Raw genomic sequence first — 16,130 nt, 5'->3', positions numbered from 1 at the left:
AAAAGGGACGCTTTGAAGCACCCCCTTTATTACAAAACAATTTATTATTGTGCTATATGTTAGTTAGCTAAATAAACAGCTGCAGCTCCGGCAAAGTTTTGAGAGAACGTTGGAGAAGGATTTCCATTTGTTGAAGGAAGATCAAATTCAAGAAGCTTTCCTTCATCAACAGCTCTTTCTGCTACATAGATCTTTTGGTTATCAGAATCGTAAGCCAATCCAACAGGGTTACCTAATTCAGTATCACTACCTTCAATAACGATTTGATCAGATGATGAAATCGTTCCGTTGTTACCTGCAGCGTTAAACTTAGTACTAAAATTATTTATTACATGTATAGCTCCATCACTGTCGCTAGTTGCATCACCGATATCACTTAAGAACATTATATCTGCAGAAGCTGAATAGTATAATGCATGAGTCCGAACAATTCCTTCAATCTGCACTTTCATACTTGGTGATACTAAACCATCTGAATTACTGAGAAAATTATTATACACAGCAAGAGTGTCTGAATTATCCTGAATGGCATATAAACTATTTCCCGAAAATTGAATGTCCCAAAGATGAATATCAGTAGTATATGTATTTGATAAAGTAGCTGCATTATCTCCTACTTCATATACATAAAAAGCGTTAGTTTGATTGTTTGCATCAGAGGCATCTTGTGAAACTACAACTTTACTTCCTGAGGAAGCCAATTTTCTAGCGTTTGCAAAATCCTGACTACTGCTAAAAGCCAGATTAAGATTTAATGATGCTTCTGTTTCTTTTAAATTGGTATATACTTCAACTCTGTTATTAGTTCTTGAAGCCATATACAATTCATCTGAGACAGAACTATATATAATGCCATCAGAATCTGTAGAACTCAATCCAAACTGTATAGAACTTACTGTTGACGATGAGAAATCATATATACCAACCACCGGAGTTGTGTTACTTGATACAAATACAGCTCCAAACTCTGTAGTTATATCTCCGTCATCATCCCCACTTCCACATGAAAGGAATGAGATTCCTAGGACTAAAATGATTAAAGTTTTTAGTTTATTAGTTTTCATAGTGTCCTGATTTTTTGGTTTATTAATCTTTTTTAATATACGTATTAAAAGAAATTTTAGATTTTTTATCTTATTGATTTATATAAAGATTTGAAATCCCATCATAACTAACCGAATAAGAAGGAGTTGAATCAAATATATTTGAGTTATCAACTTGTTCCGGGTATTCAAATGCTAGAAGCATACCTCCATTTGTAGCTCTTTCAGCAACTATGATTCTATTCGCTGTGGAATGATATACTACATCAACCGGATTTTGAAGAGTTGTGTTTGCTCCATTAATAAAGAGCATGTCAGTACTTGAAATGGTCTTTTCCGGTTCTTGAAGTGCTGCTGAGAGTTTCAGATTAAAGTCTTCTATTAATACAATTTGACCATCTCTGATTCCGGAAGCCGGATCCCCAATATCAGTCATAACCATCAGATCTTCCGTGAGCGAATAGTATAAACCATGAGTTCTGACAATTCCCTCAATCCTTATCTTAAAATCCGGAGCAACTTGCCCATCCGAGTTTGCCAAAAAATTATTAAACACAGCTAAACTATCTGTTCCATCTTGAACAGCGTAAAGTGTATTACCTACTAATTGGATATCCCATAATGCAAAATCAACAGTAAATTGATTTCTAAGAATAATCTCATTAGCGCTTATGTCATACATAAGTAGAGCATTCTGTTGCCCGTTTTCCTCAGAGGCATCCTGTGCAACAATAGCAATATTTTTGTCCGATGTGAGTCCTCTTGAATTACTAAAATCTGAAGTGCTTATTGCACTAGGCAGTATACCTGAGCTTGCTTCATTTGTAGACAATCTGTTATAGGCATTAATCCTGTTATTTTCTCTATCTGCCTGGTACACAATATCTCTGGTATTATCATAATATATTCCTTCAGCATCATCAGTAGTAGTTTCATATTGAATGAGAACTTTATTATCGAGATCAGAAAAGTTAAATATACCGATCCTGGATTGTGTATTACTGGATACAAAGACCTTTCCAAGATCAATTATGATTGTATCGTCCTTGGTTGGCTCGCAACTAACGATCAAAAAAAGTAAAAGTAAATAGCTAAGCGTTTTTGCCATGTATTGATATTAATTCATTCTGAAAATAATGTTTATATGGTTTCTAAACATTAAATCTAAATAACATTACATCTCCGTCACTAACCACATATTCCTTGCCTTCCTGTCTCATTCTACCTGCTTCTTTAGCAGCTTTCTCGGTTTCATATTTTTCATAATCATCATATGAAATGGTCTCTGCCCTGATAAAACCCCTTTCAAAATCTGTGTGAATAACACCGGCGGCTTGTGGAGCTTTTGTTCCTTTCTTAATCGTCCAGGCTCTTGCTTCCTTTGGTCCGACAGTGAAATAGGTTATTAATCCAAGTTCTTTATATGCAGAATTTATTAAACGGTCTAAACCGGCACTTTTTAATCCAAGTTCTTCAAGAAACATTTCCTTTTCATCAGGATCTAATTCTGCGATCTCTGCTTCAATTTTAGCACAGAACATAACGATCTCATCGTCGTGCTTTGCAGCAATAGACTTCACAGTATCTACATATTCGTTTCCGCTATCCAGATCAGTTTCTGAAACATTGCATGCATATAGCACTTGTTTACTTGAAAGCAGCATCAGATCATTATATGCTACTTTTTCTTCCGGAGTTACTTCGAACAAGCGTGCTGATTTACCATTTTCTAAGTGTTCCCTGAGACGTTCTGCAACTTCAAGCTGAGCTTTCATAGCTTTGTCTCCGCTTTTGGATTGCTTCTTTAGATTCTCAACTCTTTTTTCAATGCTTTCAAGGTCTTTAAGAATGAGTTCCTCTTCAATAATGGTGACATCCCTATCCGGATCAATCCCGCCTTCTACATGAATAATGTCATCGTCATCAAAACAACGAACAACATGAATTATCAGATCCACTTCCCGAATATGAGACAGAAATGCATTTCCTTTTCCTTTTCCTTCAGAAGCTCCTTTTACCAAACCCGCTATATCAACAAACTCAATAGTGGTAGGAATTACATTTGCAGAGCTAGCCAGATCAGCAAGTTTAGCTAATCTGTCATCCGGTACAGGAACTAACCCTACGTTTGGATCGATTGTACAAAACGGAAAATTAGCGGACTCAGCCCCTGCATTACTTAGTGCATTAAAAAGCGTTGATTTTCCAACATTTGGCAAACCAACTATGCCACATTTTAAACTCATAGTATTTACTTGTGTAAGTTAGATCTTGATCGAAGGGTTATTTGACAGTATGATCGATTAAGCCCCTGCCCTTCTTATTAATTCTGTCAGAATCTGACAGGTCTTCTAATGAAGCATCTAAAATTCCATTCACAAAACGACCGGACTTTCCTGTCGAGAATTTTTTTGCGATCTCGATAGCTTCATTAATAGTTACTTTAGTAGGGATTTCATCGAAATAAAGAAATTCACACAAGGCCATTTTCAGTATCAGGCGATCTATTAATGCCAATCGTTGAATTTCCCAGTTTTTGATATGCTTAATGATCACCTCATCTAATTCAGGTTCATTTTCTAAAGTTCTGAAAAAGAGTTTTTCTGCGAAACGTCTAGCTTCTTTTTCGGTTCCAAGTGCATCTTTTATAACAGAATCAGTTATATATTGAACTGAATCGCCACTCTGTTTGAGTGCGTAAAGTGCCTGAAGTACAGTTTCCCGAACGTGTCTGCGGTTGATCATGCCAAATAACAATTTTAATGAGCTGTAAAGATACGAAAACTAACTTTTACCTAAAGCATAAATCTCATTATATTTGTTCGCTTTCAAAAGCGTCCTTAGCTCAGTTGGTTAGAGCGTTGCATTGACATTGCAGAGGTCACTAGTTCGAATCTAGTAGGACGCACATTATCCTTTCCTTTGCATATCTTATGACCTCCTAAGCATCCTAAATTTATTTACTTCGATGAACTCATATTCAAAGCTACGGGCTATATCCAAAAACATTTTCAACCTTCAGAAGCTAGTATTTCTCTCTCTCCTTTTATTAGGAACTTCTGAAATTCTTCTTGCTCAAACACTTCCTCTTCCTGCTCGTTCAGCTCAAGCCATTTCAGGTAGTGAATTTAAAAATCAGATCGAAAATCTATCACTTGAAAACAGAGAAGCAGAAATTTATAATCAGATTATTGCTGGAAATGTACCCGACTTTCTACGCGAGTTAGTTCCTATTTCAATTTCTAAAACTATAAATGATTCGGTTTACAATGTAACTTATTTCGTTACTCCCGATTACATGGCTGTTGGTTCTGATAGCAATTATTTTTTAATGCCAATGACACCCATTTTAGCTCAAAAACTTGCTGATAGTTTATCTTTCACTCTTCCAACCAAACAAATGGTTGATCAAATTTGGAGTGAAGCCACAGCTAAATTATCGCCTTCTCCGATTGCAGCAAGCTCAGAAATGACCACTATTCCGGTTATGTGGGATCATAACATCACCGTGAAAGCTCAACGCGCAGAACAGCTTTCTGAAGAACCACTTGGCGCGCTCGTTGCCGGACACAAAAAAGATGTAATCATTTCAAATCGTATTTATGGTAATTCAAGTAACCGAGTAGTTATTTATGGATGGCATTATTTAAGTGGAACTCCTATTCAGCCAGTGTATGCGGGTCATGGAGAAACTTATGCGGACTACAGCCATGGAATTAGATTAGTCCGAGATAGTGTGGTCATAAATAATCAATCACTTCTCATAACTGAAGTTTTAACTGATGTCGAAATGGCATCGCTATTCAGTGACGAAGGCTCAATCAGAAAACCATATTATCCATTAGCCGGTGATTCTGAACTTCCCCCTCCGAAGAACATCAGTGTTATATCTAGCGATTCAACAACAGCTCAGGTGATTATAAAAGAAAATCCTGAAGTGAATTCATACAGAGTATTTTTAAGTTTGAATGGAGTTTTTTTTTCTGAATTCGAGACATTTACCACAAATTCATTTGAAATTTCAGGGTTAGAGCCTAATACTGTTACTTATCTGAAAATTCAGGCGATTTCAGAAACTGAAGAAAGCGATTATTCTGAAGTTTTAGCTGTTGTCCCAAATCAGTTGCAAAATAATATATTGGTAATTAATGGGTTCGATCGAAATACTTCTGGAAACACGTTTGATTTTATAAAAGAACATGGTCAAGCGCTTCACGATAATGAATATTCGTTCGACGCTGCTAGTAATGATGCAATAATTGATGACCAGCTTTCCTTAGAGGATTATGATATTGTTCTCTGGATTTTAGGTACAGAAAGTACCGCTGACGAAACGTTTAATGATACAGAACAAACTAAGGTGAAATCGTTCTTGCAGAATGGTGGCTCATTATTTGTTTCTGGAGCTGAAATTGCATGGGATTTGGATAACCGTGGTAGTACTAACGACAAAGCATTTTTCCATAATTATTTAAAGGCTAAGTATCAGTTAGACGCTCCAAATAATCAAACTGCAACCTTTTATACCACTGAACCCACTGCAGGCTCAATTTTTGACGGAATTTCCTCTATCACTTTCGATAATGGCACAAATGGAAGTTATAATGTGCAATATCCTGATGTTTTAACACCCACCAATGATAGTGATGCATCTCTAATTTATTCAAGTGTTAGTTCTCAACAAGTAGCTGCAATTCAGTTTAAAGGAATGTTTGATGATGGAAATATTCCAGGAAAAGTTGTTTATCTCGGTTTTCCATTCGAAACCATTTATCCAGATTCGGTAAGAAAAGAAGTAATGAATCGTATCATGAGTTTTATGGGATCTGAAGCAACATCAATTTCTGATGAAAGTATAGTTACTGTAGATGAATTTTCACTCAAACAAAACTATCCAAATCCTTTTAATCCAACTACCAATATTAATTACACTCTTGCTAACTCTAGTCATGTAACTCTTTCTATTTACAATTCTACAGGACAAAAAGTAACAACTTTGATTAATTCTCTTAAATCGAAAGGTTCTCATTCTGTAACTTGGAATGCAACCCAGTTTGCAAGTGGCATGTATTTCTATCGTTTAAACACCCCTGATGGTAGTACTACTCGAAAAATGATATTGATTAAATAATAGAGAAATTTTGAATGTGGCATTCTGAATGGTGAGTTCAGTCCTCTGTTTGGTTTTCTTGTTTTACAACCCGAGGCATTGATATCTTGACAGCTCTTAGCAAGCCATCGTTGAAGGTTAGGCAATTTATTCCGTTTGAACCTTTTCAGGATTACTTCCTATAAATTGAATCCAACAGGACGCACACTTTCCCTTTTCCCTTTTCCCTTTTCCCTTTTCCCTTTTCCCTTAAAAGAACCTACATCACATACTCATAAGCAGCTTGTAGTCCTAGTGGAATTCCAAGGTACCAGTATATCAGTAAGAATATGGTCCATGAGATCAGAAATACAATTGAATATGGTAACATTACAGAAACCAGTGTTCCAATTCCTGTTTTCTTAACATAGCGCTGGCAAAATACCACAACGAGTGGGAAATAAGGCATCAACGGAGTAATAATATTTGAAACAGAATCACCAACTCTGTAAGCCGCTTGTGTCAGATCAGGTGAAATCCCAAGTCCCATTAACATTGGAACAAAGATCGGACTGATCAACGCCCATTTGGCAGAGGCAGAACCTACCATCAGGTTTACAAAAGCTGTAAGAAATATAATTCCAACAATAGTTACTTGCCCCGGAAGATCTAAAGCCTGAAGATAACCTGCCCCTTTTAAAGCGATCAAGACTCCGATATTCGATTTGGCAAACGCATCGATAAACAATGCACAGAAAAATGCCATCACAATATAGTAAGCCATATCTCCCATCGACTTACTCATACCATCAATGATATCCTTAGTTTTTGAATATCCTCCGGAAAGGTATCCATATAGAATTCCGGGAACCCAAAACAGTAAGAAAATGAGCGGTACAATAGATTGCATTAGAGGAGCTTGAAAATCTGTTATTTCTCCATCTGGCGCTCTCATTGATGAGTTTTCTGGATAAACCCAGAAAAACAATCCTATTAAACCAATAACCATTACACTTGTAGCAATCCAAAAAGATCTCTTTTCAGTAGCTGAAATATTTCCCAGTTCATCAGCGCCTTCCAAGTCAATATCGTCATCGAGTTCTACATCTTTCAATCTCGGTTCAACTATTTTATCAGTGATATACCAACCGATAAGAACAATTAACACACTGGATGCACTCGTAAAAAACCAATTATTTAAAGGGTTAATCAGCATATCAGGATTAATGATCTGTGCGGCTGATTGCGTAAAACTCTGAAGTAATGGATCAATGCCTGACGGGATAAAATTAGCACTGAACCCTCCTGAAACACCTGCGAAAGCGGCTGCAATACCGGCTACAGGATGCCTGCCTGCGGCATAAAAAATCACACCTCCAAGTGGAATAACAAGCACATATCCCGCATCTGTGGCTGTATGACTTACAATAGCAACTAAGATCAAAACAGGAGTTAAAAGCGCCTTTGGGGTAAAACTAAGTACATATTTAATAGCTGTATTTATATATCCTGAATGTTCAGCAACCCCAACCCCTAACATTGCAACCAGTACAATTCCCAATGGAGCAAATGTTACAAAGGTGTTCACCATGCTAGCCAGAAAAGCAGCCAACTGAGAACCTGTTAATAAATTAATGATCTCAATGTTTTGCCCTGTTCTCGGATCAATTTCTGCAAAATCAAACGGAGAAAGAATCAGTGACAGCACCCAAACCATTGCCAGAAGTAATAGAAATAAAATAGCCGGATCCGGTAATTTATTTCCTGCGTACTCTATGCCGTCCAAAAAGCGATTAAAAAAGGATTTATTTTGCTTTGCTGTCTCTGTATTCACTTTATAATCATTGGATTAAAATTTATCACCGAAAGAAAGCTAAAATCAGACTAAAGTAAAACAGTTTTATTACAACTATTTTTTACTGAACCTGTAATCAAAATCAATTCAGTTAAAATTTAAATACTGAATGATATCAGAAAAAATATTCATATAAGGAATGCTATCTAGCAGATTGCCTATTCATGAGACAATCAGCTTTCCATAGTGCTCTTAAATAAAGTTATCAAGGATAACGGAAGCAGGTACGGATCTAGTTGTTTCGGCGAATGCCCTCTTCTAAACCTCTTAGTTCAGCTAATCCCCTAAGCCTGCCGATAGCTGAATATCCGTGAAATTTTATTTTTTTGTTAAGGTCGTCAAGCATTTGATGACCATGATCAGGGCGAAATGGTATTCGATAATCGCTCCTGCCATTTTCTTTTCTTTTATCGCATTCCTTAACAAGTGCTCTCATTACTTTATACATATCTACACTTCCATCCAAATGATCAGCTTCGTGAAAGCTTCCTGATTCTTCTCTCTGAATATTTCTTAAATGGACGAAATGAATATACTCACCCAGACGATTTACAATTCCTGGTAAATCATTCTCCGGATTTGGTCCCAGTGAGCCGGTACAAAACGTAATCCCGTTTGAAGGGCTTTTTACCGATTCAACTAAATAATTCAGATCTTCCTCGGTTGAAACAATTCTGGGAAGCCCAAAAATAGAATGCGGTGGATCATCAGGATGACAACACAACTTTATATTAAGTTCTTGAGCAACAGGAATTATTTGTTGAAGAAAGTACTTTAGGTTTTCTCTAAGCTTTTCTTTTGTGATTCCTTCATACAATTTCAAATAACTTCTAAACTCATCCAAAGTCAAAACTGACCCGCTGCCGGGTACCCCCTGAAGTATGTTTTTGGCAAGTGTATCACATTCTTTAGCAGAAAGCTTCTTAAAGTATAATTTAGCTTTTTCTTTTATGTCCGAATCGTAATCATCTACAGCACCCTGCCTTTTCAAAATGAATATGTCAAAAGCTGCCAGAGCAACAGAATCAAATCTAAGTGCCTTAGATCCATCTTTATAATTAAAATTCAAATCGGTTCTTGTCCAATCGAGTACCGGCATAAAGTTGTAACACACAACCTGTATACCACAAGCAGCTAAATTTCTAAGCGATTCCTTATAATTATCTATCAACTCGTCTCTGTCAGCTAAACCCTTTTTTATGCTCTCATGAACATTCAAGCTTTCAACAACAATCCATTTTAAGTTTCTGGGTACACCCTTTGAAGCATCCCATTCGATAAATTTTTGACGTTCTTCAATTTCTAAAACTGTCCACACTTGCCCCACAGGAATATGATGTAATGCATGCACTACTCCATAAGCTCCGGCCTGTTCAATATCTGAAAGTGTAACATCATCATTTGGACCGTACCATCTCCAAGACTGAATCATTGACATCTCAAACTCCGCTAAATGCACTAAAACCACCATCAATAGGTAGCACGGTGCCTGTAATAAACTTAGCTTCATCACTGCAAAGAAAAAGTGCCGGGCCGGCAACTTCGTTCTTTTCACCAAATCTTTTCATTGGGGTATTTGCAATAATAGTCTCTCCTCTTTCCGTATATGAGCCATCTTCATTTAACAGTAGAAAACGGTTCTGTTCTCCAATAAAAAACCCGGGAGCAATAGCATTAACACGGATTCCTTCTCCAAATTTTAAAGCCATTTCAATTGCCAGAGATTTAGTAAAATTTTCGGCTGCCGCTTTCGATGCAGAATATCCCATTACTCTGGTTATAACCCTATCTGCTGCCATCGATGAAAGATTTAGAATCACTCCCTCTTTCTTATCAGCGAAAACTTTTCCGAAGATGTAACAAGGCAACAAAGTCCCCATTAAATTCAATTGTGTTACTCCTTCAAAATCTTTTACTGACAGATCAAAAAAGGTTTGCTCAGGATTGATAGTGGCTCCTTTTCGATTTCCACCTGCAGCATTAACCAGGATATCGATATCCCCAAAGGAATCTAAAATCTTATTTTTGGCATCTATAAGCTCGTTCTCATCCAAAACATTTGTGCTAATGCACAAAACAGATTCTCCCACAGGATCTATTTTTTCAGCCTGTTCTTCAAGTGAGGATAATGTCCTTCCCAAAAGCACAACTTTTGCGCCCTCTTCAACAAATTTTTCAGCTATGCTTCCACCAAGCGAACCTCCGCCTCCTGTTACAATTACTACTTTATTCTTAAAGCGACTCATAATACTTTTTACATTTGTTTAATAGAAATTTCTGTAATTCAGCAAATTACTCTACTATTTAGCTTGCTCTATAAAAGCATATTAGGTATAATAAGTATATATAATTTTGTTTCAAAAACTATCGATGAAAACCCTTTATAAAGGTATCCTTTTTTTTGGTCTGTTACTCACGTCTGTGGCGTGCAATACCGCTAGTGATGTTAAAGTAATTAAGCTGGGTCACGGTCTTGATGTATCCCATCCGGTTCATAAGAGTATGGTTTACATGAGTGAACTTCTGGAAAAGAACTCTAAAGGACAGATGAAAATTAAGATCTACCCTAGTCAACAGTTAGGCACGGAACGCGAGTTAGTTGAATTGTTACAAATTGGTAGCGTTGGCATCACTAAAGTTTCCGCTAGTGTGTTAGAAAATTTTGCGCCATCCTACAGCGTTTTGAGTATCCCGTTTATCTTTAACAGTGAACAACACCGTTTTAATGTATTAGAAGGTGAAATAGGAAGTGAAATTTTAAATGATGGAACAAGATTTTGGTTTCAAGGGCTATGCTTCTATGATGCAGGTAGCCGAAGTTTCTATACAAAAGATAAACCTATTTATTCCCCATCAGATCTTGAAGGACAAAAGATCAGGGTCATGGAAAGTCAGACTGCCATGTCCATGGTTCGGTCTTTAGGCGGATCTCCAACCCCTATTTCTTTTGGTGAACTTTATACTGCATTGCAGCAAGGAGTTGTTGATGGAGCTGAGAATAATCCTCCCAGTTTCTATACTTCCAGACATTATGAGGTCAGTAAATACTATACCATTGACGAACATACAGCTGTACCTGATGTACTAATCATAAGTACTCATATATGGAATTCATTATCTAGTAAAGAAAAAGAATGGTTGCAAAATGCTGCATCAGAATCCGCTGAATACCAGAAAGAACTATGGAAAAAAGCTAGTACAGTTGCCCTAGAAAAAGTTAAAGAAGCCGGAGTTGAAATTATATATCCTGAGAAGTATCAATTCCAGGAAAAAGTTAAAGACTTATATGAAACTTATAAGCAAGATCCATTAAAAAAGGACTTAATAGACAGAATACAAAAGGTGGAAGGTTAATGAATAGGTTGATACATACACTAAATCGAATTCTGGAAATTATTCTCATAACTATAATGGGAGTACTTGTTGTTGATGTTCTTTGGCAAATTTTTAGCAGGTTTATTTTATCTAACCCAAGTTCATTTACTGATGAACTTGCGCGATTTCTTTTGATCTGGGTAAGTTTATTAGGTGGCGCTTACATGCTCGGTAAAAGACTTCATTTATCTATTGACCTTCTATCCCACAAACTTAGTCAAAAGCAATCATTGATTATTGATTCTTTAGCTCAGGTTGTAATACTAATTTTTGTGATTAGTGTGCTTATTATTGGCGGATCCAGATTAGTTTTCGTTACCCTCTTTTTAGAACAAACTTCTGCTGCACTGAATATCCCATTGGGTTATGTCTATTCGGTTCTTCCAATTAGTGGCTTTATAATGATTCTTTACTGTATCCACTTTTTGATTGATAATACAAGAAGAATACAGGTAATCAAGCATTCTTCATACTCATTAGATAAAAAGGAGAATCAATAATGGGATTTGAAAGTATATTGATTCTTATTTTGATTTTTGTGCTACTTCTTTCAATCAGGGTTCCAATTGCATTTAGTATTGGAGTGGCAACATTAGCTACAATTTTGCTTAGCGTTGATTCTCTTCCTGCAATTACAACATTGGCTCAGCGTATGGCGACCGGACTTGACAGCTTTACGCTTCTGGCTATTCCTTTCTTTATTCTTGCCGGGCAATTAATGAATCAGGGCGGTATCGCTAAGAAGCTCATTGATTTTGCAAAAGTTTTGGTCGGAATGTTACCAGGTGGTTTAGCTTATGTTAATGTCATATCAGCAATGCTTTTTGGAGCGATCTCAGGTTCAGCGGTAGCGGCCGCATCAGCCATTGGCGGGATTATGGATCCTCAAATGAAAGAAGAAGGTTATGACCCTGAATTTGGCGCTGCCGTAAATATAACTTCATCTACAACGGGCTTACTGATCCCACCCAGTAACGTACTTATCGTCTATTCTTTGGCAAGTGGCGGAGTATCGATTGCAGCACTTTTTTTAGCAGGCTATTTACCGGGAATAATAGTTGGTTTGGGACTCATGCTTACATCTGGATATATCGCATTCCGGAAAAAGTATAAAGTAGCAGTTAGAGTACCTCTTAAAACTGCCTTTTTCCGCTTTTTTGATGCTATACCAAGTCTTTTTTTAATTTTTGTAGTAATAGGAGGAATAATTGGCGGGATTTTTACAGCCACTGAAGCTGCAGCTGTAGCTGTTCTTTATGCCTTAGTTCTCTCATTTATCTACAGAGAAATTACGATAAAGAAGATCCCGGATATCTTACTAGACTCAGCTAAAACAACAGCGATTGTAATGCTGTTAATTGCTACATCTGTAGCTATGTCTTGGGTGCTTTCTTTTGAAAATATACCACAAGCTATATCAGAAGGATTGCTTTCTATGGTAGAAAGTGGCGTCGCTATTTTATTGATCATGAATTTAATTCTTCTTTTTATTGGAGCGTTTATCGATATCACTCCCGCCATCCTTATTTTTACTCCAATTTTTTTACCTGTTGCTTTAGAACTTGGTATTGATCCCGTTCATTTTGGAATCATCATAGTATTTAACCTAACTGTAGGTTTATGTACACCTCCCGTTGGAACGGTTTTATTTGTGGGTTGCTCCGTAGCTGATGTTCCCATAACAAAGGTGATCAAACCAATGCTACCTCTTTTTATAGTAATGCTTATAAGTTTACTACTAATCACATTTGTACCTGAGATAAGTCTGTTTTTACCCAGACTATTCGGTTTTTAATCAAACATATTAATTATGCTATTTTTCAATAAATCATTTTTCTTTTCAATGATGTTAATTACACCTTTTTTAGCGTGTACAAAAACTAATTATTCGGAATTTCTGATTGAAAACCTTAACGATTTCAGTACTGAATATAGTTCTGTTACAATTCCATATAGTATAGACGACTTTCCCACAAGCTTTGTTCTTGTAGATCAAAATGGAACTGAGATTCCATATCAATTAGATGATCTGGATCAGGATGGTGAGCCTGAAACCCTTTTTTTCCAATTAAGTTTGGATGCTAATTCTTCAGCTAATATTTCAGTTCATGACACACAGAATAAGCCTGAATTTGCATTCAATACTGACATCACTATTAAAGTCCGAGATAAAAAAGACCCTGAAAATATGCAGGTAAGTAGTGATTTTCAGTCTGTACAACAATACACTGAGACTTTTGATTTTAAGCAGGATAACGGATTAGTATTTCTGGAAGGCCCCGGATGGGAGTCTAATTTGATAGGTTATCGTTTGTATTTTGATGATCGTAATCGAATTGACATTTTTGGCAAAAGCACAACTAAACTGGCTCTTAATGATATTTCAGAAACTTATCATGAAAGAAGAGCTTGGGGAGCAGATGTTCTTAAAGTAAGTTCTTCTCTCGGAATTGGAACCCCTGCCCTTTTTGAAAGCAATAAATTTTATGCGATTGAAGAAACGGGCACGAAATCAATGAAGATCATATCTGATGGTCCGTTAAGATCTATTCTTGAGATTTCATATCCGGAATGGAAAATTGACAGTCAGGAAACAGATGTGAGTCTTGAATTGGAAATTCATGCAAATCACAGGTATACAGAACTAAGATTAGATACAGATTTAGAAGATGTTGAGTTTGCAACAGGTTTAGTTATGCATCCTGCTATTCAGGAAATTGTAACTCAGAATAAAGATACTTATTCATACGCTTACACTTGGGGCAAGCAAACCGATCTGGACGAAACATTAGGAATGGGTATAATTATTCCCCAAAAACTAAATCCTAGATATCAAGGTGAATTACAGGAAACCTATGTATTTAGCATGGAAAATGTCGAATCAAATATTTCTTATCGCTTTTTAGCAGCTTGGGAACTTGAGCCTGAAAGCGTTAGAATTGAAGCCGGAACTGATTTTGAAGCCTATATAAATCAGATTGCCAAACAATGGCAATCACCTCTTAAAGTCACAAAAAAATAATCATGAGTATTCTAGATCAATTTTCACTGAAAAATAAAACTGCTTTAGTAACCGGAGCTAGCCGTGGTTTAGGACAGGGTATGGCAGTTGCTTTGGCAGAAGCCGGTGCCCATGTTATCTGTTCTAGTTCATCGCCAAATGGTTGTGATGAAACTATTTCTATCATCAAGGCCAATGGAGGAATGGCCGATCAAATACCGGCAGATCTTAGTAACAGAAATGAGATAAATAATTTTATAGAAAAGGTTACCGAGATTTCTGGGAACGTAGACATCTTAGTCAATAATGCCGGAACTATCACGCGTCACCCTGCTACAAAATATCCACTTGATGAATGGGACATGGTTCTTCAGGTTAATCTTTCTGCTGTTTTTCAATTATGTCAGGCTTTTGGTACAAAAATGATAGAAAACGGTGGCGGTAAAATTATTAATACAGCCTCCCTGCTTTCTTATTCAGGAGGAATTACTGTTCCTGCCTATACTTCGAGTAAACACGGAATTGCAGGACTAACAAAAGCCCTAGCCAATGAATGGGCAAAAGATGGAGTAAATGTAAACGCAATTGCTCCGGGTTATTTCCGAACAGATAATACTCAAGCTCTGCAGGATAATTCTGATCGTAATAAACAGATAACTGAAAGAATACCCTCTGAGAAATGGGGAATGCCATCCGACCTTGGTGGAGCCGTAGTTTTTCTGGCTTCACAGGCGAGTAATTATATTAATGGTCATTTGCTTACGGTAGATGGTGGCTGGATGGCTCGATAACACACATTTAATTTGAATTCAAAATAAATAATACCAATGGTTGATCCACAAATTATAGGACCAAACAGAACAGGAGAATCGAAATCACCAAATGAAAGAAGAAGTGATTCTAAAGTTCAGATCCCGAAATCTGATGAAGTTAGAATAGTAGAAACTTTTGATGCCCTTCCTGTCTTAAATAAAAGAGAGTCAATTATAACTAGTGAAAACTCCACATTTAAATTCCTACGATTAGCTCGTATTGTTCTTGATCCCAACAAGGAAGGTTATGCCCCTCAGATAGTAAAAACTTCTAATGAAGAAGTTATACTTTATGTAAATCGGGGAGCTGCAACGGTTTCGATAGATGGGGAGTCTAAAAAGTTAGATACAGGAGATGTAGTCTATATTGGAATTAACAAAACGGCGGAAGTCACATCAGATGCTTACACAGATGTTAGTGAGTTTAAAGCTATTGATTGTAATACCTCCTACCCTATCCAATATATAAAGCACAAAGAATTAGAAAAAACTGAACTTGCCGCAACAGTAGGTTCAAAGCGACCAATGAGTGTAAGAACCGTTTTTAAACTAGTGGATGGAGCAAATGTTCAAGCGTGCAGGCTTCTTTTCGGAGATACTTTTATGAAACAACCCGGAGCTGTAGGCAGCTATCCTCCACACTTCCACGGACCTGATGGACCTTCAGGATTTGGAGCAGATGCTAAAGAAGAAATTTACCATTTCCGTGTTAGGTCAACGATTCCTGACGATACCGGATATGTACTTCAAAATTGTTCACGTCCAGGTGAAGATGTTGGTATTTATACTCATGTTTTTGATGAGGAAGCGCTTAATGTTACTCATGGTTATCATGATACAATTGCTCCTCCCGCAATTGAATTTATGTTTACTTGGTGTCTGGCCTCATTTACAGAAGGACGCAGAGATTGGTCTGAGGTTTTAAATCGTCCCGGATATGATAATGAATGGTAAT

General features: G+C 36.9%; 14 protein-coding genes and 1 tRNA gene. 8 read left to right on the top strand and 7 right to left on the bottom strand.

Annotation, left to right across the window (positions count from 1 at the left end):
• Positions 1-59: 59 nt before the first annotated feature.
• From A8B79_RS12340 to nusB, 4 genes are all read right to left on the bottom strand, one after another.
• Positions 60-1,064, bottom strand: a complete 1,005-nt coding sequence (locus tag A8B79_RS12340; RefSeq protein WP_066223204.1) for a hypothetical protein — start codon at positions 1,062-1,064, stop codon at positions 60-62.
• A 70-nt stretch (positions 1,065-1,134) separates the two neighbouring features.
• Positions 1,135-2,151 carry a hypothetical protein gene (locus A8B79_RS12335; RefSeq protein ID WP_066223203.1) on the bottom strand — a complete coding sequence of 339 codons (1,017 nt, stop codon included), beginning with the start codon at positions 2,149-2,151 and terminating at the stop codon, positions 1,135-1,137.
• Between the two features lie 43 nt (positions 2,152-2,194).
• A complete protein-coding gene (gene ychF / locus A8B79_RS12330) occupies positions 2,195-3,289 on the bottom strand; it encodes a redox-regulated ATPase YchF (protein ID WP_066223202.1) in 1,095 nt (364 codons plus the stop codon).
• A gap of 37 nt (positions 3,290-3,326) precedes the next feature.
• Positions 3,327-3,788 (bottom strand): transcription antitermination factor NusB, encoded by a 462-nt coding sequence (gene nusB / locus A8B79_RS12325; RefSeq protein ID WP_066223201.1) that lies wholly within the window; start codon positions 3,786-3,788, stop codon positions 3,327-3,329.
• An 89-nt stretch (positions 3,789-3,877) separates the two neighbouring features.
• Here nusB and A8B79_RS12320 point away from each other — a divergent pair.
• Together A8B79_RS12320 and A8B79_RS12315 are read left to right on the top strand one after the other, a co-directional pair.
• Positions 3,878-3,951, top strand: a tRNA-Val gene (locus A8B79_RS12320).
• Between the two features lie 60 nt (positions 3,952-4,011).
• The gene (locus A8B79_RS12315) at positions 4,012-6,174 is read left to right on the top strand and encodes a T9SS type A sorting domain-containing protein (protein ID WP_066223199.1); all 2,163 of its coding nucleotides are present in this window, start codon (positions 4,012-4,014) and stop codon (positions 6,172-6,174) included.
• Positions 6,175-6,412: 238 nt separating this feature from the next.
• On the opposite strand, the gene A8B79_RS12310 is transcribed toward A8B79_RS12315, so the two are convergent.
• The 3 genes from A8B79_RS12310 to A8B79_RS12300 all read right to left on the bottom strand — a co-directional run bounded on the left by A8B79_RS12310 (position 6,413) and on the right by A8B79_RS12300 (position 10,233).
• Entirely contained in the window at positions 6,413-7,966 is a 1,554-nt protein-coding gene (locus A8B79_RS12310; RefSeq protein WP_066223197.1) for an AbgT family transporter, read from the bottom strand.
• Positions 7,967-8,219: 253 nt separating this feature from the next.
• Positions 8,220-9,425, bottom strand: a complete 1,206-nt coding sequence (gene uxuA, locus A8B79_RS12305; protein WP_066223196.1) for a mannonate dehydratase — start codon at positions 9,423-9,425, stop codon at positions 8,220-8,222.
• Position 9,426: 1 nt separating this feature from the next.
• On the bottom strand, positions 9,427-10,233 hold the full coding sequence (locus tag A8B79_RS12300; protein ID WP_066223194.1) for an SDR family oxidoreductase: 807 nt from the start codon (positions 10,231-10,233) through the stop codon (positions 9,427-9,429).
• Between the two features lie 124 nt (positions 10,234-10,357).
• Between A8B79_RS12300 and A8B79_RS12295 the strand changes: the two genes are divergently transcribed.
• Genes A8B79_RS12295 through A8B79_RS12270 form a run of 6 tightly spaced genes read left to right on the top strand, consistent with a single transcriptional unit; the run spans position 10,358 to position 16,129 of the window.
• Entirely contained in the window at positions 10,358-11,341 is a 984-nt protein-coding gene (locus A8B79_RS12295; protein WP_066223192.1) for a TRAP transporter substrate-binding protein, read from the top strand.
• Positions 11,341-11,862: a TRAP transporter small permease gene (locus tag A8B79_RS12290; RefSeq protein WP_066223191.1), complete on the top strand. Its 522-nt coding sequence runs from the start codon at positions 11,341-11,343 to the stop codon at positions 11,860-11,862. The genes A8B79_RS12295 and A8B79_RS12290 overlap by 1 nt, the downstream gene beginning before the upstream one ends.
• Positions 11,862-13,157 (top strand): TRAP transporter large permease, encoded by a 1,296-nt coding sequence (locus A8B79_RS12285; protein ID WP_066223190.1) that lies wholly within the window; start codon positions 11,862-11,864, stop codon positions 13,155-13,157. The genes A8B79_RS12290 and A8B79_RS12285 overlap by 1 nt, the downstream gene beginning before the upstream one ends.
• Before the next feature lie 15 nt (positions 13,158-13,172).
• The gene (locus A8B79_RS12280; protein ID WP_066223187.1) at positions 13,173-14,384 is read left to right on the top strand and encodes a DUF4861 family protein; all 1,212 of its coding nucleotides are present in this window, start codon (positions 13,173-13,175) and stop codon (positions 14,382-14,384) included.
• Positions 14,385-14,386: 2 nt separating this feature from the next.
• Entirely contained in the window at positions 14,387-15,154 is a 768-nt protein-coding gene (gene kduD, locus A8B79_RS12275; protein ID WP_066223185.1) for a 2-dehydro-3-deoxy-D-gluconate 5-dehydrogenase KduD, read from the top strand.
• A 36-nt stretch (positions 15,155-15,190) separates the two neighbouring features.
• A complete protein-coding gene (locus tag A8B79_RS12270) occupies positions 15,191-16,129 on the top strand; it encodes a 5-deoxy-glucuronate isomerase (RefSeq protein ID WP_066223183.1) in 939 nt (312 codons plus the stop codon).
• The last annotated feature ends 1 nt before the right edge of the window (position 16,130 follow it).

The sequence above is a fragment of the Balneola sp. EhC07 genome, from assembly GCF_001650905.1.
Taxonomy (GTDB): domain Bacteria; phylum Bacteroidota; class Rhodothermia; order Balneolales; family Balneolaceae; genus Balneola.
This window is presented reverse-complemented; position numbering and strand designations above follow the sequence as displayed.

Bases quoted from the DNA above. Each gene is read 5' to 3' on its own strand.
- A8B79_RS12315 (WP_066223199.1), top strand. From the start codon at position 4,012: ATGAACTCATATTCAAAGCTACGGGCTATATCCAAAAACATTTTCAAC.
- A8B79_RS12340 (WP_066223204.1), bottom strand. From the start codon at position 1,064: ATGAAAACTAATAAACTAAAAACTTTAATCATTTTAGTCCTAGGAATC.
- nusB (WP_066223201.1), bottom strand. From the start codon at position 3,788: ATGATCAACCGCAGACACGTTCGGGAAACTGTACTTCAGGCACTTTAC.
- ychF (WP_066223202.1), bottom strand. From the start codon at position 3,289: ATGAGTTTAAAATGTGGCATAGTTGGTTTGCCAAATGTTGGAAAATCA.
- A8B79_RS12270 (WP_066223183.1), top strand. From the start codon at position 15,191: ATGGTTGATCCACAAATTATAGGACCAAACAGAACAGGAGAATCGAAA.
- uxuA (WP_066223196.1), bottom strand. From the start codon at position 9,425: ATGTCAATGATTCAGTCTTGGAGATGGTACGGTCCAAATGATGATGTT.
- A8B79_RS12300 (WP_066223194.1), bottom strand. From the start codon at position 10,233: ATGAGTCGCTTTAAGAATAAAGTAGTAATTGTAACAGGAGGCGGAGGT.
- A8B79_RS12290 (WP_066223191.1), top strand. From the start codon at position 11,341: ATGAATAGGTTGATACATACACTAAATCGAATTCTGGAAATTATTCTC.
- kduD (WP_066223185.1), top strand. From the start codon at position 14,387: ATGAGTATTCTAGATCAATTTTCACTGAAAAATAAAACTGCTTTAGTA.
- A8B79_RS12295 (WP_066223192.1), top strand. From the start codon at position 10,358: ATGAAAACCCTTTATAAAGGTATCCTTTTTTTTGGTCTGTTACTCACG.
- A8B79_RS12285 (WP_066223190.1), top strand. From the start codon at position 11,862: ATGGGATTTGAAAGTATATTGATTCTTATTTTGATTTTTGTGCTACTT.
- A8B79_RS12280 (WP_066223187.1), top strand. From the start codon at position 13,173: ATGCTATTTTTCAATAAATCATTTTTCTTTTCAATGATGTTAATTACA.
- A8B79_RS12335 (WP_066223203.1), bottom strand. From the start codon at position 2,151: ATGGCAAAAACGCTTAGCTATTTACTTTTACTTTTTTTGATCGTTAGT.